This is a genomic window from Photobacterium profundum (assembly GCF_003026285.1).
Classification (GTDB): domain Bacteria; phylum Pseudomonadota; class Gammaproteobacteria; order Enterobacterales; family Vibrionaceae; genus Photobacterium; species Photobacterium profundum.
Genome location: NZ_PYOD01000001.1, coordinates 398,919 through 417,817, shown reverse-complemented (window position 1 = coordinate 417,817; position 18,899 = coordinate 398,919). Strand labels below are relative to the sequence as shown.

Annotated in this window: 26 protein-coding genes; 14 read left to right on the top strand and 12 right to left on the bottom strand. The window is 40.0% G+C overall.

Features of this window, described 5'->3' with window-relative positions:
* Window positions 1–2 precede the first annotated feature (2 nt).
* From C9J48_RS01825 to C9J48_RS01800, 7 genes are all read right to left on the bottom strand, one after another.
* A complete protein-coding gene (locus C9J48_RS01825; protein ID WP_036803336.1) occupies window positions 3–1,238 on the bottom strand; it encodes a site-specific integrase in 1,236 nt (411 codons plus the stop codon).
* A gap of 11 nt (window positions 1,239–1,249) precedes the next feature.
* The gene (gene xisR, locus C9J48_RS01820) at window positions 1,250–1,507 is read right to left on the bottom strand and encodes an excisionase family protein (RefSeq protein WP_006231391.1); all 258 of its coding nucleotides are present in this window, start codon (window positions 1,505–1,507) and stop codon (window positions 1,250–1,252) included.
* Between the two features lie 43 nt (window positions 1,508–1,550).
* A complete protein-coding gene (locus C9J48_RS01815; protein WP_006231392.1) occupies window positions 1,551–1,898 on the bottom strand; it encodes a helix-turn-helix transcriptional regulator in 348 nt (115 codons plus the stop codon).
* Window position 1,899: 1 nt separating this feature from the next.
* On the bottom strand, window positions 1,900–2,091 hold the full coding sequence (locus C9J48_RS01810; protein WP_006231393.1) for a helix-turn-helix transcriptional regulator: 192 nt from the start codon (window positions 2,089–2,091) through the stop codon (window positions 1,900–1,902).
* 10 nt (window positions 2,092–2,101) lie between these two features.
* Window positions 2,102–2,887: a hypothetical protein gene (locus tag C9J48_RS01805; RefSeq protein WP_006231395.1), complete on the bottom strand. Its 786-nt coding sequence runs from the start codon at window positions 2,885–2,887 to the stop codon at window positions 2,102–2,104.
* Window positions 2,888–2,970: 83 nt separating this feature from the next.
* A complete protein-coding gene (locus C9J48_RS27775; protein WP_006231397.1) occupies window positions 2,971–3,123 on the bottom strand; it encodes a hypothetical protein in 153 nt (50 codons plus the stop codon).
* Between the two features lie 124 nt (window positions 3,124–3,247).
* Entirely contained in the window at window positions 3,248–3,577 is a 330-nt protein-coding gene (locus C9J48_RS01800; RefSeq protein ID WP_107281028.1) for a hypothetical protein, read from the bottom strand.
* 136 nt (window positions 3,578–3,713) lie between these two features.
* On the opposite strand from C9J48_RS01800, the gene C9J48_RS27770 reads away from it, so the two are divergent.
* From C9J48_RS27770 to C9J48_RS01780, 5 genes are all read left to right on the top strand, one after another.
* Window positions 3,714–3,926, top strand: coding sequence for a hypothetical protein (locus C9J48_RS27770; RefSeq protein ID WP_006231399.1), 213 nt, complete (start codon window positions 3,714–3,716; stop codon window positions 3,924–3,926).
* 10 nt (window positions 3,927–3,936) lie between these two features.
* Entirely contained in the window at window positions 3,937–4,113 is a 177-nt protein-coding gene (locus tag C9J48_RS28160; protein ID WP_006231400.1) for a hypothetical protein, read from the top strand.
* A 6-nt stretch (window positions 4,114–4,119) separates the two neighbouring features.
* Window positions 4,120–4,998, top strand: a complete 879-nt coding sequence (locus C9J48_RS01790) for a hypothetical protein (RefSeq protein WP_006231401.1) — start codon at window positions 4,120–4,122, stop codon at window positions 4,996–4,998.
* A 2-nt stretch (window positions 4,999–5,000) separates the two neighbouring features.
* Window positions 5,001–6,419 (top strand): replicative DNA helicase, encoded by a 1,419-nt coding sequence (locus C9J48_RS01785; protein WP_006231402.1) that lies wholly within the window; start codon window positions 5,001–5,003, stop codon window positions 6,417–6,419.
* 566 nt (window positions 6,420–6,985) lie between these two features.
* A complete protein-coding gene (locus tag C9J48_RS01780; RefSeq protein ID WP_006231403.1) occupies window positions 6,986–8,251 on the top strand; it encodes a zinc metalloprotease in 1,266 nt (421 codons plus the stop codon).
* A 571-nt stretch (window positions 8,252–8,822) separates the two neighbouring features.
* Here C9J48_RS01780 and C9J48_RS01770 read toward each other — a convergent pair.
* The 3 genes from C9J48_RS01770 to C9J48_RS01760 all read right to left on the bottom strand — a co-directional run bounded on the left by C9J48_RS01770 (window position 8,823) and on the right by C9J48_RS01760 (window position 10,875).
* On the bottom strand, window positions 8,823–9,329 hold the full coding sequence (locus C9J48_RS01770; RefSeq protein ID WP_006231404.1) for a GNAT family N-acetyltransferase: 507 nt from the start codon (window positions 9,327–9,329) through the stop codon (window positions 8,823–8,825).
* 114 nt (window positions 9,330–9,443) lie between these two features.
* Window positions 9,444–10,478, bottom strand: a complete 1,035-nt coding sequence (rsgA, locus tag C9J48_RS01765; protein ID WP_006231405.1) for a ribosome small subunit-dependent GTPase A — start codon at window positions 10,476–10,478, stop codon at window positions 9,444–9,446.
* Window positions 10,462–10,875, bottom strand: a complete 414-nt coding sequence (locus tag C9J48_RS01760; RefSeq protein WP_006231406.1) for an RNHCP domain-containing protein — start codon at window positions 10,873–10,875, stop codon at window positions 10,462–10,464. Before C9J48_RS01760 ends, rsgA begins: the two co-directional genes overlap by 17 nt.
* A gap of 412 nt (window positions 10,876–11,287) precedes the next feature.
* Between C9J48_RS01760 and C9J48_RS01755 the strand changes: the two genes are divergently transcribed.
* The 6 genes from C9J48_RS01755 to C9J48_RS27765 all read left to right on the top strand — a co-directional run bounded on the left by C9J48_RS01755 (window position 11,288) and on the right by C9J48_RS27765 (window position 14,526).
* A complete protein-coding gene (locus C9J48_RS01755) occupies window positions 11,288–12,007 on the top strand; it encodes a TetR/AcrR family transcriptional regulator (RefSeq protein WP_006231408.1) in 720 nt (239 codons plus the stop codon).
* A 33-nt stretch (window positions 12,008–12,040) separates the two neighbouring features.
* Window positions 12,041–12,547 carry a GNAT family N-acetyltransferase gene (locus C9J48_RS01750; RefSeq protein ID WP_006231409.1) on the top strand — a complete coding sequence of 169 codons (507 nt, stop codon included), beginning with the start codon at window positions 12,041–12,043 and terminating at the stop codon, window positions 12,545–12,547.
* Window positions 12,548–12,845: 298 nt separating this feature from the next.
* Window positions 12,846–13,040 (top strand): hypothetical protein, encoded by a 195-nt coding sequence (locus C9J48_RS01745; RefSeq protein ID WP_006231410.1) that lies wholly within the window; start codon window positions 12,846–12,848, stop codon window positions 13,038–13,040.
* A 159-nt stretch (window positions 13,041–13,199) separates the two neighbouring features.
* Window positions 13,200–13,451 (top strand): hypothetical protein, encoded by a 252-nt coding sequence (locus tag C9J48_RS01740; protein WP_006231411.1) that lies wholly within the window; start codon window positions 13,200–13,202, stop codon window positions 13,449–13,451.
* A 41-nt stretch (window positions 13,452–13,492) separates the two neighbouring features.
* Entirely contained in the window at window positions 13,493–14,053 is a 561-nt protein-coding gene (locus C9J48_RS01735) for an N-acetylmuramoyl-L-alanine amidase (RefSeq protein WP_006231412.1), read from the top strand.
* A complete protein-coding gene (locus tag C9J48_RS27765; protein WP_006231413.1) occupies window positions 14,050–14,526 on the top strand; it encodes a hypothetical protein in 477 nt (158 codons plus the stop codon). The genes C9J48_RS01735 and C9J48_RS27765 overlap by 4 nt, the downstream gene beginning before the upstream one ends.
* Window positions 14,527–14,577: 51 nt before the next feature.
* Here the strand turns inward: C9J48_RS27765 and C9J48_RS01725 are convergent, their stop codons facing one another.
* Window positions 14,578–14,853 (bottom strand): hypothetical protein, encoded by a 276-nt coding sequence (locus tag C9J48_RS01725; RefSeq protein WP_006231415.1) that lies wholly within the window; start codon window positions 14,851–14,853, stop codon window positions 14,578–14,580.
* 767 nt (window positions 14,854–15,620) lie between these two features.
* Between C9J48_RS01725 and C9J48_RS01720 the strand changes: the two genes are divergently transcribed.
* The 3 genes from C9J48_RS01720 to C9J48_RS01710 all read left to right on the top strand — a co-directional run bounded on the left by C9J48_RS01720 (window position 15,621) and on the right by C9J48_RS01710 (window position 17,708).
* Window positions 15,621–16,046: a MarR family winged helix-turn-helix transcriptional regulator gene (locus C9J48_RS01720; protein ID WP_006231416.1), complete on the top strand. Its 426-nt coding sequence runs from the start codon at window positions 15,621–15,623 to the stop codon at window positions 16,044–16,046.
* An 8-nt stretch (window positions 16,047–16,054) separates the two neighbouring features.
* Complete coding sequence (locus C9J48_RS01715; RefSeq protein ID WP_006231417.1) at window positions 16,055–16,603, top strand: hypothetical protein; 549 nt, start codon at window positions 16,055–16,057, stop codon at window positions 16,601–16,603.
* A gap of 556 nt (window positions 16,604–17,159) precedes the next feature.
* Entirely contained in the window at window positions 17,160–17,708 is a 549-nt protein-coding gene (locus tag C9J48_RS01710) for a hypothetical protein (protein WP_107281026.1), read from the top strand.
* A 295-nt stretch (window positions 17,709–18,003) separates the two neighbouring features.
* On the opposite strand, the gene C9J48_RS01705 is transcribed toward C9J48_RS01710, so the two are convergent.
* Complete coding sequence (locus C9J48_RS01705) at window positions 18,004–18,882, bottom strand: DUF4116 domain-containing protein (RefSeq protein ID WP_006231420.1); 879 nt, start codon at window positions 18,880–18,882, stop codon at window positions 18,004–18,006.
* Window positions 18,883–18,899 lie beyond the last annotated feature (17 nt).

The window sequence follows — 18,899 nt, the reverse complement described above, 5'->3', positions numbered from 1 at the left end:
GGTTACATTAACTTGTTAGTTTTTAGGGGCATATTGGGGGCATTCTCGCCGTATTTTTTGTTCAGTACATCAAGCTGATTTTGGGTATGCTCGCTAACCCAATCTCCGTACGTTTGATATATTTCTTTAGCACTAGAATGTCCCATTTGTTTTGCTATAAATGTAGGGTTCGCACCCGCAGATAACATCCAACAAGCAAACGTATGTCGGGTCTGATAGGGTTTTCGGTAGGCGATTCTTGCACGTCTTATCGCTGCCGTCCACTTATCATGAATACTAGTATGAAAGTAATAACTTTTCGTTTCTTTTGTAGCAGTAACACGGGGAGAGAAAATAAAGTGCACGGTTTCTATTTCTATTTTCCCATGCTCTCGTTGTTGAACCGTAATACTTTCCGGCAACATCATATAAGTTAAAGGTTTTTGTTTTATTAACGCTTTAATCGCGGGATCTAATAAATTAATTACCCTTTCACCCGCTGTGGTTTTAGGTAATTTAAAAATACCTTTTAACGTTAAATTACGTTTTACATAAATAAGGCCTTTATTGAGATCAATATCTTCCCACGCAAGCGCCATTAATTCGCCGTGTCGTAACCCTGTGTAAACGGCTAATGCCCATAAGTGTTTATCCTGCTCATTTTTACAGGCCTCGATAAGCCGAAAAAATTCATCACGGCTAAGGGGCGTAGGGGGCGACTTGGATTGCTTTAAATCTTTGATACCGCTTATTACTCGAGGGCTGCAGTATTCATTTGTAATGGCAAAGCTCAGCACCCCTTTTATTGTTCGCATGTAGGTGTTTACCGTTGAGGCCGAACACGTACTTAATAAGGCCATACGTAGATCTAAGATGTGCTCTTGAGTCAGGTGGCTGACAAGCAGCTCTGGATCAAGGTAAGCCAGCGTTTGTTTGAGTCGGTTATGGTAGTTCGTTAACGTCGCTTCTGTGACTTCAATTCTTTTGAGTGTTAACCATCGCTCGAATAGCCCCTTTACTGTAAGCGTGTTGATGTTGACCATATCTTGGTGATTGGTTGAATGAGGAAACCATTCCAGATAGTCAAAAGTACCCAGTCGGATCGCGTGACAAACCGAGGTTCTTTTCTCAAAGGCAATTTTGATGTTTCTTGGCGTTGGCGGAGAATATAGGCTTTCTCTGCAGCGCTTGCCTCTGAACATGAACCAGATCCTCAGCTTTCCTGAATGGATCTCGACACCGGTAGGTAGCTTCTTCATCGATCCTACTCTTACATTTGGGGATAAGCGTCTATCCACTCATTAATCGAATGGATGTTGTAGAGGACTTTTGCTTTGCTGCCTGATGGTACCCCTGTAATGCCAACTTTTCGATAGTGGACACCTTGTTGCCATGCTTTTAACCGGTAATTCGTGATGGCCGTGCTAGTGAGTCCATAAACGGCTTGAATGATGTTTTCGCCTACCCATTTGCTTTGTGGGAGGGTAATGATCACACGTGGGTCGCTTTCCTTTATGTCCTTATTCATATCTCACCTCATGGAGTCTTTTTATATGTTGGCCAAAGTCGGGTTAATTCAGGTTTACCTGCAAATGTATATCCCCGCAATTCCTCGCGAAGTATTGATTAACATCATCGGCGGTTAACGGGATCCCACCGTTATATTTTTCACCCGTTAATAGAAACCGATAATCCGTTTTTAATATCTGAGCGATAGCGAGTAGGGTGCCCGCTTTCGGTTCAGTTTTGCCGGTTTCAATATCCAAGTAGGTCTGACGAGCAAGCCCTAAATATTTGGCTATTTTGACTTGAGTTAACTCTCGGCACTCTCTTGCTACACGAATACGTTGCGCCAGCGCTTTTCTATCAGTGATAAATCGTTGCATGTTCGTCCCTTCAATTTTATTGCTGGTGGTCATATCAGCCCCTCGAATCAGTGCGGCGTTTGTTGTTTTGCTCAAACTGTTCAACGGTTTCTATCTTCCAACGTTTTACTGTTCCGTAGGTATCAGGTTTTGGGAAGTAACCACTGCGGCACCAGCGCCATAACGTTGTTCGTTCAATACGGAAGTAACGGCATATCTGAGCATTCGTCATGTATCCTTTTCCCATGCGACACCTTCTATTTTGTGAACATGATGTATGGCACTTGATAGTCTTTGATAAAACTGACGATCATGCGGATGTCATCCATTTCAACGGTGCCACCCATTAGAAAGTGGATCTTATTTGCAGCGACATCTGTGGTGTATTGGCTAGGTTGCTTCTTAATATCAGCAAAGTGGCCATAATCAAGATGGTCAGTGTGTTTATGCTTAGCGGGTTCCGTGAGTGCTGGTTGGCTGCCCTTGGTATTGATGTGGGCGACTTCGCGGAGAAGAACGCGCAAGCAGCGTTGGTTGAGAAGAGTCTGCCGGACGGCTTCATAATCATCCCATTCGATTTCAAGATATTCGCGTTTGGTTGCATCGATATTAAAATCAGGCGTGTTCTCGATATGTTCATTGAAAGCACACTCCAGCTTTTCAGCCATCTCTTGGCGAATACCAATAGGGCAGGTATCAGCGAAATCATTATCGAGACGATAAAGCGTGTCTTGTACCAACCCTATGTAAGAGAACAAGACGGGATCATCCATTTCAGTCTGTGCGGTATAGTTTTTATAACCAGCCTGTTCTCGTTCCGATAGGTAGTTTTTATATTGAGTGGTTGTGGCGGTACCAATTTTCGATATTTTGTAGTCTTGGTGATGTTCACGATCCCAAAATGACAACTCTCTCTCTGCAAGCTCTCGAACCTCTTTTTGATACTTGCACGTAACGAACACGGTGATCTGTTGTTCAGTACCTAGCATCACATGGTCAGGGTGACACTTGAGAGTGATAAATTTACATGAGAAGAGTTTCATTGTTCACGCCTCACTAATTTTGAAGAAAGTATGGCTAGTTACACTTGCCGTTCACGCACTAGCCATGTCCCACGTAGGACAAATTAAAAATGGGTGTCATGAATTAGAGCCACCAGCAATGCGTCCAAATCAGCAAGCGTAAGGAACGCAGTGAGCAAAAAGAGTGCGATACCTGCGAGAATTGCATCTCGACGTTCACGGCGTTTTTGGATGGTTGAGTTCAATTCTGCTTGCATGATTTATCCCTCCAGATGCTTACCCATTTTGGGTGTGCATTGTTAGGTTTACCCTTTTTGGGTTGGCTGTCAAGCAAAAAAAAAGTGCAAAATGCACTTTTTTAAAAAGGTAGGAGTTTGAGAGTTAATTTTTAAGAAGTTCGACTAACTTTACTAATTTTTCAGGGTTTACTCCTAACTCTTTCAATTTACGAGCAATTTCTAATGTTTCATTATCTGGTGCTTCTTGCTCAAGGCTAAAGTGACTCTGATCTAAAGCATTTTGTGGTAAGTCGAATTTTTCTTCAATCCTTCTCGCTAATGCAGTGCCTATTTTTTTTCCCGTCTCGCCCTTCAGAAGTTGCCCGATCACTTGTTCTTTAACTTCAATTACTTCAGATAATTCTCTGTTTGTATTGCACTTTTTTCTTAGCTCTCTCAGGTGCATTGCTCTGTTGTCATAAATTGACTGCATTTTATCTCCCACTTCTTAATAACCCCTTTTGGGTTTAACTCTATTTTAAGAGGGAATCTGCAGGATTGACACTTAACCCTGTATGGGTGTATTTTTTATTCATCCATATTGGGTAAGTTTTTATGAGGGTTAATCTATGTGGGCTAAGTGGGAACTTTATTGGAGGTCATTAACTCTAGAGCAAAGAAATATTATTGCTGATTTAAGTGGTTGTTCTATATGGCACCTTAGGAATATTGGCTTTGATGGAAAGCGTGCTAGCCCTACTTTGGCTATTAAAATTGAGCTCGCATGTGGTTACCCAAAAGAGATGTTACGTCCCGATATCTTTGGTGAGTATAAATCTTGAGGAACTGGTTATGTTGACTCTTGATAAACAGCAGGTCTCTGACTTAGCGAATGTACTTGGTTGCAATGACTCAATGATTATTGATGTCGCTATTTTCTTAGGTCTACAGCAGATTAAAGAGCTGGCTTCTCGTGATCCAAAGCTGGCTTACGAGCTCATTTATATGACAGCCATAAAGGCTAAGTAGGTAAGCATGGCCGAAGCTGGTTTTATTAAATATATGCGTACTGAAGAAGCAGAGTTTCTGTTGGGTCATCCGCATGCCAATCACTTACTGATGGTCATGGCGTATAGGGCTAGAAGAACAGATCATCCGATGAATGGCTTGAAAGCGGGCCAGTGTTTTTTGGGGGATTTTAGAAGCCTTGGATTAACAGAAAGGGCGTATCGAACGGCTAAAAAACAGTTACAAGATTGGGGGGTGGCTGATTTTAAAGGGACGAACAAAGGGACAGTCGGAACTATTTCTAATTCAAAGGTTTACGATATAAATCATGGAGAGGGTGACGGACAAGGGGACAGACAAGAGACGGGCACTTGTGACAGATCAGTGTCACACGGCGTCAGTCCAGAGTCGAACAAGGTGACGGACAAAGAGACAGGCGAAAGTGATGACAATACAGTTGGTTACAGTGATGATTCTGATGAAGGTGACGGACAAGCTGACAGGCAAGCGACAGACCAAAGACAGGTAGGCGACGAGCGGGTGACGACTAACAAAGAATGTAAGAAAGAAAGAAAAGATCAAAAGATCCCTTTGTCGATTAGCAAAATCGACGAGGAAGAAATTCTTGCAGTCTGGAATGAAATGGATCTCAAACAGCACCGGAAGATCACCGACAAATGCATGAAGCACATCAAGGTCGGTTATACGAAATATGGCAACGAGTGCAAAAAACGAGGCAAGGTACCCAAGGGGATCACCATGTGGGTGTGTGTTTACCTGGTTCAGGGGTTTAGTAATTACATCACCGATCATCATCGTGGTCTGAATGACCGTGGCTGGATAGCAAATTTAGAATATGCATTACGGCCATCAACCTACGACGAAGTGACATCAATTAAGGATTAGACATGGATATCAATTATCAATCCCAAGCCAATGCTGCTGAGCAATCCGTGTTGGGAGCATTGTTTTTAATTGGCGACCCGAAAGCACCTGCAGTCAGTAAAATATTCTACTCGCTAAAAATAGGTAGTTTTGGTGAGGCCATGCATCGTGATATTTATCGATCAATTAACAACGTTGCTCAAACAGGCTCTCGTATCGACTTGATAACCGTTGAAGCTGAATTACGTAACCTGCTAGGCATTGGTAGCAACCAGATTGATTTCCATCTGTCGTACCTTGTTGATCTCGTCAATAACACACCATCGCCTCGTAACGTAATGGCTTATGTGACCATTGTGAAAAATGCAGCTGTCGAGCGTGAGACGTTAAGTTTGCTTGAGTCAGGTTTGGTGTTGATGTCTGACCCATCGGAAGGGACACCAACCGAACGTCTTGGTCTTGTGATCTCGTCCCTTGAGCGTGCTAGAAATTCTGCTGTTGGAGTGAGTGCTGGTGGTCTATCCCGTATGTCTGATATCGGAAAAGAGTGGCTTAAGGGGGTCGAAGCGAGGTTTAACGGAGAGGCGGCTATTGGGTTAAAAACAGGGCTGGCTAACCTCGATAAAATCTTAGCCCCGAAAGACATCTTACCTGGTTCGCTGGTGGCCATTGGTGCACGACCTAAGATGGGGAAAACTGCATTCACATTAAAGATTGCTGAATATGTTGCGATCGAAGAAGGGAAGGGGATTGCAACGTTCTCACTGGAAATGCCAAAAGAGCAAATTTATGAGCGTATGGTTTCTTCCCGAGCCCGTATCGATTCAGGTTTGTTCTATCAGAGCCCCGAAGATGTATATAACTTCGATACTGAGTTTGCCAAAGCTAGCCAAGCCATTAGCGAATACAACAATACCAAGTGTTATATCGATGATTCACCCAGCGTCACGATTACGTATATCGAAGCTGAATCGCGCAGGTTGCACCGTGAGGTTCCATTGGCTGCAATCATGGTGGATTACTTAACACTAATGACTACCGAGAAAGCCGAGCGTAATGACTTAGCTTACGGCGATATCACCAAGCGACTCAAGCAGCTGGCCAAGGAGTTAAATTGCGTTGTATTCCTGGTTACTCAACTTAACCGCAAATTGGAAGAGCGCGCAGATAAAAGACCACTGCCATCTGATTCACGAGATACCGGTCAGATTGAGCAGGATTGTGATATTTGGATTGGGCTGTACCGAGACTCGGTATATCACGCTGACTCACCAAACCCACCGGAATTGATGGAAGCCATTGTTCGGTACAACAGACATGGCGGTACAGGAACTGCGTACCTTGAACTCATCAATGGGTATGTTGGTGACTTTCTCTGTAATGTCGTTTTCGATAATCCATCGGCAAGAAAAACAATGTCTGCCAAGTATGCGAGGAAATGATAAGGATTAATATTATGAGGATAAGATATTATTTGTAATAAACTCATCGATTTTATTAGTGAATTTACAGTTGAAGTTTTATTTTGTTGATCTGCAATTTTTTTGCTATTAGATGGATAAGGGATTTATGAGTTTTACAAATGGTGAAATAAAGTATTGGAAGCGGAGTCACATCAAAGAATGGTAGTCATAAAAACGATCAGTATGATTTACTTATAATAACATTATAGATTTCTTCATGTTTTTATCTATTGCTACTCCTATCAATAAAACAGCGTTCATTTTGTGTTTCTTATCTTTCAATATTAACAACTGCCCAGCTTATGCAATTGAGGGTATATTCTTCTCCATGTTATTCATTTTCTCTAAGGTGGTAGAATATAAATATTAAATTAACACTTATGATTATCTTATATATACAAGAGTAAATTAGGTTAGATATCTTGATTGAATCTTTGAGTTATAAGTTGATTATGACAAGTGGAGTTTTCTTGTCTGGACTTTTATTGCGTCATGTTGGTGAAAAGAGAAACATAATGAGGTTTCAAATTTAAAAGGGAAAAATAATGAACAATAAAATAATTGGAAGTAATGTTTTATCATGCAGGTATATGTTGATTTTAGCTGGCCTTTCCGTCGCTAGCTTTTGTTATTCAGCAAGTGCAAGTGCAAGTTCAAGTGAAACAGCGACAGCAGGTAACCCTAACCATGAAAAATATATTAATGCAGAGAAAGTAGATAGTCTGAAAATTAGTTTACGTTCGCATGAGCTAGGGACGGAACGAGAGCAATATGGCCTTACCCCAGCAGTAAGTGTAATTGAAAGCGTAGATAAAACTAATCTAACAATATCACAGGACTTATATATTGATTTTGATAAAAATTCATTTTCAAACTTAGCTGGAGTCACTGACTTTGATAGTTTTTTTAAGTATTCCTTTAGACCATACTTAAGTTTGGCTGGAAGTAATTGTAATAGTTTCAAACTATTAGATTCTGAAGGTAATACTGATATGCTAAGTGGTAGCAATACGAAACATATTGCTCATAACCATAAGTACCTTTTACAATTCACGTGTGTAGCTGATATTCATGCTAACAAAAACTATAAAATAGCATTTAAATTAAATTCTCCTGTGAAAGCTGAGGAATCAAGTAGAAACGTGATAAGTTGGATGTTCCCTGGTGAAGAAGATAATTATTTGTTTGCAAAATATAATGTTGAAAATAACATTACAAAAAAACTAAATGAATATGTAGTGTGGTCTGGTTATACATCTAAACAAGTTGGTGTTACCTCCTCTCCATTCTTGCCTCTTCAAGGTAATATAAAATATTTTCTTGATTCCACGATTAGTGATGTAAGTGATTACTATAAAAAAGCAAGTGAAAAAGATGCCGTAGTTAATACGTTAGAAGATATGAAACAATCTTTGAATGCTTTTAAATATGCTGTAACTTTCGAAGAAACACATGACAGCAATGCTGCTGATTTAATTATAAGTCAAGATGGTAACGTTGATAGACCTCTTGCATCTTGTTGTTCGTTTAACGCTAAAGTCCATAAGTTTAATTTATTAAAGATAAGATCAAATTATGACTTTTTACTTCTCCACGGCGTTCGGAATGCGATTATAACTCATGAGCTCGGCCATGCGTTTGGACTTCCACATCAAAGTGGTGATGTTTATAGTATTATGAATTATGAAAATGATGGTAATTTCCCTCATAAACTGGCAGCTTCTAAGGTTTTTGGTTTACATAATACTGTATTCTCAGTAGTTGATGCTAAAGTCTTGGCTAATCGCGCTGCTGAAATAGCAGCACAATAATAAGACATACAATAATTCAAATAAAAGGCACTTATAGTCGGTGCCTTTATTTTAGTTTGTTTTGAGGTATAAAGTGTAGACGGTACTATTGAGTGTAACCCTCATTAGTAGTCATTGTTCGAGACAATCGCCATGGTGGTACAGGAACTACGTGCCTCGAATTAATCAGCGGGCATGCTGGCGACTTCCTCAGTAACGTCGTTTTTGATAATCCATCGACAAGAAAAACAATGTCTGCCAAGTACGCAGGAAATGATGATTGTGCGCATTATGGTAAATCAGCGGGTTAGTTCAACTTTGAGACACATGAAGCCTGTAACGTTGCTTTTAGCCACTCAGAACAACTCATTTTCTATACGTTAAGTTATCCGACGATAAGATCTAACTCATTTCCCTCTAGAGACGTTTCAAAACAGTCCAACGTAACTCGCCTTTGCCCCAAAATCATTTAAACTTAAAACTCATCTATTAGCTCAAAATAGCAATACATTTTCTAATCTATATTAGTGTATGCTTACCACATTAAACCGTTACCGTTATGTTCAGAAAGGGGCGCAATGCCCCCCTCTTATTAAACTTGTTCGCTCGGATGGCTCCACATCAATTTAGATGCGTATGGCCCCGTTAAGCTTGAAGCCGACTCACCAACGCCGTTTAACGCGCCAGCTGTGAGTTCACGGGCAAACCAACACTCTAGAGGTGCCAAGGTTTCTACTGGTGGTAAAACATTGTGTGGTGTGTTGTAACGGTTACCGTAGTGACACGGGTCGCCCATCACAAAAATCACGTCTGCATCTAACTGCTTTTCTGCTTCTTCCATTAAGCGCGTTGCGTAACCTTTTCCTTGATATTCAGGCAATACAGCCAAAGGCGCTAGCACAAAACATTTAAGGTGTGGTGCAGCATCGACTGTAATTGGGGTATAGCATGCATGAGCTACGCCTTCGTGAACGATAGAAAAGCTACCATCTTTGATTAAATCATCTGCAAAGTTAGCATACAGTTTCGCGTGGCGTTCGTCGTAAAGACCTCCAGCAGCGGCGAAGGCCTGATACTGTATTTCGTGAGGTGTTTTCATTGGAAAATTCCTTATGTATCTCGATTAATTTGTTAGGCCGAATGCGTTCATCATCCACTTAATAGGTTAGGAAAAACGTAAACTCACTCGGTGCAATAAACAGCCATTGGCTATTTATTGCATGGCCTGTCGTACTAGGTTTTTTTGACTTGAATTTGCTTTAACAAGCCTGCCGAATTCTTTATCGTGCTGTCGTTCGACATGGGTACTTTTTTCACTTTTCTTTCTGTCCAAATACGCGATTTCTTGTTTTAAATGCAAGTAACTATCGTATCGTTCAGGCGTAATGTTGCCTGTTTCTAACTCTTCTTGAACGGCGCACCCAGGCTCCCCCTGATGCTGACAATCTCTGTATTTACACTCATGTGAAATACTGGAAATTTCTTCAAATACTGACTCGACGTCTTCATTATTCGCCCATGCTTGAACTTCTTTGATACCAGAAGAGTCAACAATAACCCCGCCGTTTTGTAGTTCAAACAGATACGAACCAGACGTTGTATGACGCCCTCTCATGTCCTTCACTCGAAGGCTATTGGTTGTCTGAACTTCATGTTTCAAAAGTGTATTGGTCAACGTTGATTTACCTACGCCAGATGGGCCAATAAACACACCAACCTTACCGTTACTTACATACGAAAGTAGTTCTTCAATGCCGGTCCCATCGGTAGCGCTGCAATTGATAATATCGACACCAAGAGCGATCGTTTCAGCCTGCCTTTTGATTAGATCAGCCGTCTCATTAAGATCTGATTTGTTCAAAGCCACTAAAGGTGTCGCACCGCTGTTCCATGCGACCGTTAATAGTCTCTCTAGTAAGCGATCAGAATAATTTCTTCCGCCATCAACCCCCAAAACGATAATCACGTAGTCAACGTTAGCTGCGATCGCCTGTTGTACTGTTGTGCTGCCAGAGGCGCGTCGACTGACTAAGCTTTTTCTGCTTTGAATACGCTCAATAAGTATGATATTGCCGTCGTCGATGGCTTCCACCCAGTCCCCCACACAAGGAGACTCTTCTTTACTATTGATTGAATAAGAATAACTGCCTTTTAGGCGCGCTACTTTCACGCCACTATTAGTTTGAACTTTATAAGTGTTGACGTGTTTTTCAACAACACGACAAACAACTTTACTCTGTGAATACATCTTCACCACCACTATTAATACTGAGTTCTTTTAAGTTTGATAGCACGGTTTTCGAAGGGAAAGGCAGTGACATCAGAGGCTCTGCGGCCATAGTCACGAGTAGTAACTCGTTATCGTCTGCTGCAATTCTGTTCGTTCTGATCGTGTTGCACTTCGAGCATTTGTGAATCAGTGACCACTCTTTATCTTTCTGAACGAAGATACTGATCGGTTCCATTACGCCTCGACAACTTGATCTTCTGTCCCCAGCTTTGATATCCATATGAACGCTACTTAAACAATGTGGGCAGTGGTTTCTATGTTGGCCGCCAAATTGAATAGGTGCGACACCAGTGCCACAAAAAGCACAGATGAATGATTCCTGAGGGTTTGCTCGTAATGTTTTGTTTCTAGACATAATGTTATTCCTCTACTACGTATCTATGTTTGAGTGTGTTGCTCCTATTAAGCATAAGTTGCAACTGACCGACCGTGCAGTCGGTGGTTAAGTTTAAAAAAATCACGCACTACATCATGCGTGACTTGAATATTTTTAGACGTACTTCTTTATGAGTTCATTTTTAAATTAATAAATGAACAGATGTTCAGGGACAGTCATTGCTTTAAAAACTGAGACGCTACAGCAAGTACTTGTTCGCGCTTATCCAGACTGACCGTGCAGTCAGTTTGGGTATATTAGGGAGGACCAAATGAACTGTCAATTATTTTTTCAAATTAGTTAGAAGATCATTAAAGCATCGTTGCGTCTTTTTCCTTGTGAATCTTCTGTCATAAGAACTCTGTGTTTTAAGCGAGGTGGTACTAATGGAATGGCGACCAAGTCAGCGACTCTTACTTCTCTAGCAGCAATTCGTGGGTATCCACTTGCAAAAAAAAAATTTCCTATATATAGTTCACTCAACATCATTGACCGAACGGTCAGTCATCAGTCGAAAATTAATACATGGGTACAGATAAGTAAAATGGACAAAAAAAAACAAATCATTGAATCGGCGATAGAGTTGTTTGCAACTACAGGCTATGAGAAAACTTCCATTGCCGCTATTTGCGAACATTCAAGCGTCTCAAAAGGCTTAGTTTTTCATCACTTTAAAAATAAAGAGGGATTACTCAAAGAAGTCTTTACGCGTATGGCTGAGATTATTAATGAGGTCGGCGACAAGAGCGCTAGTGTTAATAAAGAGCTAAGCCCTAAAGAAAATCTGGTGAACTATCTGGAAGAAATTTTTCTATCGATGGCTTCTCCTGAACATAAGCTGTACTACCAATTCGATTTTCAAATTTTGTGTCAACCTTCAACAAGAGCGCTTTTGAAAGATTTATTCGATGAGCGATACCAGTTAATGATGACCTCATTCCAAGACATTTTATGTGGTATTCCTGCGGCTACGCCTCTGGTTGACAGTCATATGATCATTGCAGAAATAGACGGGATTGCTCTGAACTATTTGTTCGCTAAAGAGGATTACCCACTGATGGAAATCAAAGATCGATTCATCCAAAAACAGCTTTTATTGCTAGGGCTTTAGTCTCTAGTTCAAAAATATATTAAGAGAAGAAAAATGAAAACACCTTACCAAATTCAGTATGAAACCTTCGCAGCAGCAGGCGGCCTTTATGATGAGCGACACGCAAAGCTGTATGCTGAATTCGCTGACGATCTAATTGCAGACGGCAGCTACTCTATCGTTTATGAAGGCGTGGCTCATGCGTGTTACACCCCCATTACTATAGATGCAGCGCCACACCTAAAATGCTACGTGGTGGCTCCTTTAGCAGTATTACCTGGCTATCAACGACAAGGCTACGCAACGCGCTTAATGGAAGAGGCTGAAAAGCAGTTAGATCCAGACGTGGTGTTTATTATGGGTGAAATCCACCACTATGCTAAACGTTACAATACACCTCACAAGGTAGGGCTTCCTGTGGAATCATTAGCACCACTAGAGAATTGGTTCGCGCTAGCGTTAACCGAAAGTGCACTAGACGGCGTGGGTGAATCGACATCAAGCATGACAGGCCCTTACGCTGAACCGCATATATGGAGCCACCCTAGCGAGCAAGTGTAAAATTTAAAGACGATTTGCCCCTTAATTTTGGGGTTACTAATTTTTAGTGTGTGAAAGAAATTGACTAATAGTTGGTAGATAATTCGAATGAAACCCTCAATATAAGTTAATCGAAATTTCAAAGGTTTCAGGGCTTCGTAACTCACATTTGTCCATATATGGTTTAGAGTAATTGTGATTGCTTTAAGACTAATGCAGGCCACAATCTTAAATATTACGAAAACAATCAGTGCTGGTGGCTCTAATTGTTTTGTTAAGCATAATCAAACAACGTTTAATATTATGGAGAGGCTGCATCATGCCGGAACATAACATAAGAAATGTTGATGAGATGCTGAGTTCATCAGTAGCAATGCTAGAAGTGTTAGAGATCTTGGTACTTGAGGGATTGCTGATAGATTACGTCGATGTTGAAACTATTGGTACGTACATTAGCCACATAAAAAACAATCAACTTATCGTTGCCCAGATTATTGAGCAATGCATTAAATAGTCAAATCAATTCTGCTAATTATAGGTGAGCTTTCTCCTTTGATTAATGCGCACCTAATTTTCAAAAATGATTAAAAGCTTTCCATAAAACCACAACCACCTTCTTGTAGTGATTTATCTTTGCTGTTATTTTTACTGTGTATACATACAGGGGTAGATCATGACTATTCATGCAGGAGTAACCGTTTTAGTCGGGGCCATCAGCGCTGGTGTAGCACTTCTTGGTAGCGTGTCATATTCATCATTTCACGATGGAGAGAACAGCCGTCAGATTAAAGTTAACGCTGAGCACATCCACCAGCTCGAGTTAAACACTAAAGACATCGCAACAACACTGCATAAAATTGAAATTGATACCGCTGTATCCAGGGAGAAGGCCGAATGGCTCTATGACAATGCCGCAAAACCATAAAGGTGAGTCATGGATTAATCTCATGCACTTTGGAGCATGTAATGAAGACAATTGCTTTAATTATTGGCCACTCTGCGAAAAGTGGTGGAGCAGCAAATAGAGCTCACGGTATCAATGAATTTCAATTTAATGGGCCGCTTGCTCATTGTGTTGCTAAAAAGCTGATGCTGTATGAATTCGATCCGATTATTATTTATCGTGATTGTTCTTATTCAAAACTGCCCAAGAAGGTGAATCAAACGGGTGCAGACATCGCGGTATCTTTCCACTGTAATGCCTTCAATGATAAATCTAATGGCTCTGAGACGCTTTACTATAAACATAGTGTAAAAGGTATTCTTCTTGCCTCTGCAATACAGAAAGAAGTGGTTCACTGCCTTGGATTAAAAGATCGTGGCCTTAAACCTTGCGTGGCGTCTTATAAAGGTAAAGCGGGCGACCGTGGTGGCTTACTTCTTCAGAAAACCTCAATGCCATGTGTGATTGTTGAGCCGTTCTTTATTGATAGTGATAGTTCGCTTGAACTGGCACAAGAAAGGTTTGATGACTTGGCTAAAGCATACGCCTTAGGAATAAAAAACTTTTTGGGAAGTGAGATATGAGCCTATTAACAAAAATCACGGATGTTGTTGGTGGTTCATTATTTGGCTCGGTCAAGGAGCTGATAACGGATTATTTCCCACCGGATATGTCCCCTGAAAAGAAAGCAGAGCTACAGCGAAAAATAGATGAAATGGAATTTAAGAAACAGATAGCCATTCTTGAAGCTGCTGCTGATGCTGAGAAAACGCTTAACCAGCGTATCGCTGAGCAGGAGGGGACAGCAAGTGATTTGAAGCAATTGCCAATTGTAGGCCGGATAGTCCTTTTTCTACGTGGCCTGCAGCGTCCTATGTGGGGATTCTTTGTCATGTACATTGATTTTGAATGGTTCACGAAGGCGCCAACATATACCGAACAACAGCAATCCGCTTTAATCGTTATTAATTTGTTGGTTCTTGGATTCTTATTTGGAGAGAGGACGATAACCAATTTAAAGCCGTTGATTGTGGAAGTATTCGGTAGGGGTAGGTGAGTTGGTGCAATGGATTAGCATTTTCTAGTCACTACTTCTTGAGCTAGATATCTATAAATATGGTTCTCTATTAATTTCCAAAGTCTCTTTTAGAAAGGTAGAGAAGTGGGAATTAAGAGGTTTTTCAATATATTGTTTGTATTCAGAATTTATCAACCGTAATAAAACATCGGATGGGATTAATTTTTGACGACCTAAACGATACACTTCTGGTTCAATAACATCTCTTAAAAACTGATAAACATCAGGATTAGATTCATGATCATTTTTAAGCTCAGAGAGATAAGTTTGGCTCACCTTCATTCTTAATTCTGAAATGTTATCCATACTTACCTCGGCTAATTAGTCACACACGAATTAATGTCGAACGAGCGTAATGTAACGGCTATGACCGAAGTTTTCATTTATGCTCTTGCATTTACATTTACATTTACATTTTATATATCAATCGATAGATTCGCGAAGTACTCATTATGGTAAATCAGTTAGTTTGATCACAAAGTTCCGCATTTTTTCGATATAATAAGCCATAGGAGCGTTTTGGGATCTTAGTACAAAGTCTAACTTGATTCTGCCCCTTTGTTAGTTAGAGCAAAGGTTCATTCACAATCTATTTATCTGATTTTACCCTACCAGAGCTAATGCTTTTTAACGAACACGGATATTTGACCAGTTAACAGCGATTTTTTATTGTTCATTATATCTACTTTGACATAGTGAATATTCTTTAAACAAGTGTCTAGCAAGTTTTCTTTAAAAAAGGAGTATCTTGTAAATTGCACTGCTTTACGAGAAAGAAGAATATAAATTACCAAATGGGATTAAATGAAATTGAGGCTGAATCAGTCGAGCCAAGTGAGTTTTTTGCTGTTGATCTAGCCTATACCTGACTGATTTGTGGTTGCTTGTCCCAACGCACACAGCCTCGGTAAAAAGGCCGCAGAACAGGCTATCGGGCACCGGATAATACTTCTTAGTCGAGTAAGAGACAGAGCATAGTCGAAAACCAATATTAGATCTGGTTACATGCTTGACATTGTCAAGTATGTTTTTAAAATGTACATCAATCTTGTGTAATTAGTTGAGGTTCTACTGTGGTTAATGCAAATGCAACAAATTTATTCGATTTAATGCAACTCTATCGGCATGAAATGAAAAAAGCGGTAGGGGCAAAAGAGTTAAATTTGAACGCCATGCATATTCTATGTATGCGGTTTATTCAAGAAACTGATCATTGTACAGCAAAGGCTATCGAGCAAGGTTTAGATAGAGATAAATCACAAGTCTCCCTGGTGATAAAAGATATGGTTAAGAAGGGTTGGATTGAGTTGCTACCTAACCCACAAGATAAAAGAAGTAGGTTGATAGAGGTGACTTCCCTTGGGGGAAATCTGCTAGCAAAAGTTGAAATAGAAGAAAGTTTGGTTGGTGAAAAAATGAAACAAAGATTAAGTGCAGAAGAGATTGAACTATTCAATAAAGTTGTTTTAATTATGAAATCTAACCTAAAGAACCGATAGGAAAGAACTTGTCAATTATTCGAAGGCCACAGATCCAATGCGGGAAACTTGAAACAGTAAATCAAATTGACTCAAAATACGCTATTGGAGAAAAACTTTACTTTTTTGATTGCCATAAATTACAGCCAGATTGGATCAAAAATCAATCTGTCCATAAAGGCGTCGTCAAAGGTGTTTATCGAAAACATCAAAGAGATGATATAATCTACAAGGTATATTTTCCTTATACTCGATGCTCGAAATTCATTCCTGAAGATGAATTAGAAAGAGAGTGTTATAGAACTGAACAGCAGTGCTCGTGGGGAAAACTGGAGAACATGTCTTCTGACGGAATGTTAGTAAAAGTTAATAAACTCAATACATTGAACTCAATTGTTGATGAGGCAGTGTGTTGTCTCCGTCGTGAGGTGGAAGATTACTTGTACTTTCAACGCCGCCTACATATTGCTCTAAAAAGTGACCGTATTCACCTGAAAATCAGTGCAGATAAACCAGGTATTGAATTTCGGCTCTTCGGTAAAATAATACCTTATGAACAGGTATTGTCGCTAGAATAGTTGGCAGAGATTTGACCCAAACACTTTGTAATCGACTTCACTCCTTGCCTTGCTTATCGGCTTCCATTACTACGAGCAAAGCATATTTACTAAAATGTTTTTACCGCCTTTAATTTTGTTAAACAGATACATTTACGGCAAAAAAAGACTCTCAACCATTTAACATCTAAAAAGATTTTTATTTAATGTGACATCGTAAAAACTTAGTAAAGATCTAAATTGATTTGCTCTTCATTAACTCTCTAGTTATTACTTTTCTCTAAATTTTTGCCTTATCAATTTATAAACTCGCTTACAGAATACCAAGTTTATACTTGACGCTAATTACCATGTAGTTGACATTACCAACAATATAATTGACACTGGTAACTATATTGTTGAGTGTGTCAACTATGTTATTGACAGTATTACCTATATGACTGATGTGAGTTTATCCCTGTAAGTTACATTTTATAGGCTAACCAACATCGGTTTTCCATCCACCTGCTATTATCGGGAGGGGGGATTTAAGCTTCTAAGCTCCTGATATGTGCAAATTTTTATAACGGTTTTCAATATGGACTTTTTTCATCTTTTTGGCGACAACCAGATTCTCAATGCGACTGCTGGATTTTTCATTTTTGCCTTAGCCGCTAGTCTTGTCGGCGTGGGTTTATACGCGTGTGGCCTATTTCGTGACGTTCGCCAGCAAACCAGCAAAGCAAAGCAGTTGGGGCGTATGTTGTCTATTTTGGCGGGACTAACGCTTGTCATGAGTGGGTTTGGTAAGCTGATTGGCCTAGAACCTATGGTACTCAAGTTTACACATATGGGACTGGTTCACCTGTTTAAGTTTGTTGGCTTCAGCGAAGTGGTTTTTGGAACAATGATCCTCATTCCTTCTACTTTCCGCCTTGGGTTCCTGTTTGGCACCGCACTACTAGCAGGAGCGATCACGTCGCATTTACCGATTCACTCTGATGGCGCGGCTTGGGCTATTCCATCGGGTTCCGTCATCACGCTGCTATGGGCAGGGGCTTTTTTCTATGATACAGAGGTATTTCCGACCTGGTTGACCAATGCTCCATGGATGAACCGCCTGCTTGGCAAGTACAAAGTTGCCTGATCTCGAATGATTTTTGCTGGGATTAGTGATTAAACAACACCTGCCATTTGGCGGGTGTTGTAATTTTATGGGCTTAACTCTGTTTGGCTAAGTGTATGGATACTATTTGCAGATGTTGTGATCGAGACATTGCGAAAGCCTATACGGCGAGTGGGTTGTAATTGTAGTGGAATGGCAAAGCTGGTCACGAAGATGGAGGTACCCGATACCTAAAGTAATTTATGACCTGCTAAATTAGCAATGTTGCTGACTCGTTTTTGTCCAATAGTGAGTAAAAGTTATTACTCATCATTTGTTACTCATCATTCTGAGCAATGAGTGCAATTTTAATTAATTCAGGTGAATCGTTTTCATCTATTTCATATTTATGAAAAATTGCTTTTCGTACCATATCTGGCACAAATTTGATTGCAGATGGCTTGTTTTTTAGGGCAATAAGACATAATTCAAATGATTTGTTCTTAAAGGGTATAAATTCAAGCAAGTCGCCATCTTGTTGTACAGCGGTTACGCATAGACTTAATGTTTTTAATTCATCTGAAATGTATTCTATTGCACGTTGGTCTTGTTCTACAGCTGCAATCGCAATATATATATCAACTACATTATCGGGCACAAATTGTATAGCTAAACCATAACGACTGACTGCATCAAAACAAACGTCATAGCATCTCAACTCTATAGGCACGGAAGATAAAGCCCATATGTCATTCTTGACTGCTTCCTTGCACAGTTCTGACGTTTTATAAGAGTTATTAATATGTGCTAATACTCTTCCTTTCCTCTTTACTAATGTTAATAAAAGTAACTCTGTAATGTATTTATCAGATACAAATTGAATTGCATCTGGATTATTATCAAGTGCTAACTCACAAATATGAAAATTCTTAATTTCTTCCGGCACATACTGCAAAGATAATCCATTATTTCCAACGGCTACTCTGCAGACATCATCACTCCTTAGCATCATGGCTATGAACTGTAAAGAGATTCCATTTTTACTTACGGCTAGCATGCAAAGATCATTACATTGCCATTCAACTGGAACATATTGTAATGAACTTGAGTCAATTTCAATTAAACCTTTAATTATATCATTGCCAACTGTGTCAGGTTTTATTGGTAAAACAGTATCGCAAATCAACTCATGGATTATTTCTTTTGCGTTAAACATACAATTCCTTTGTGATT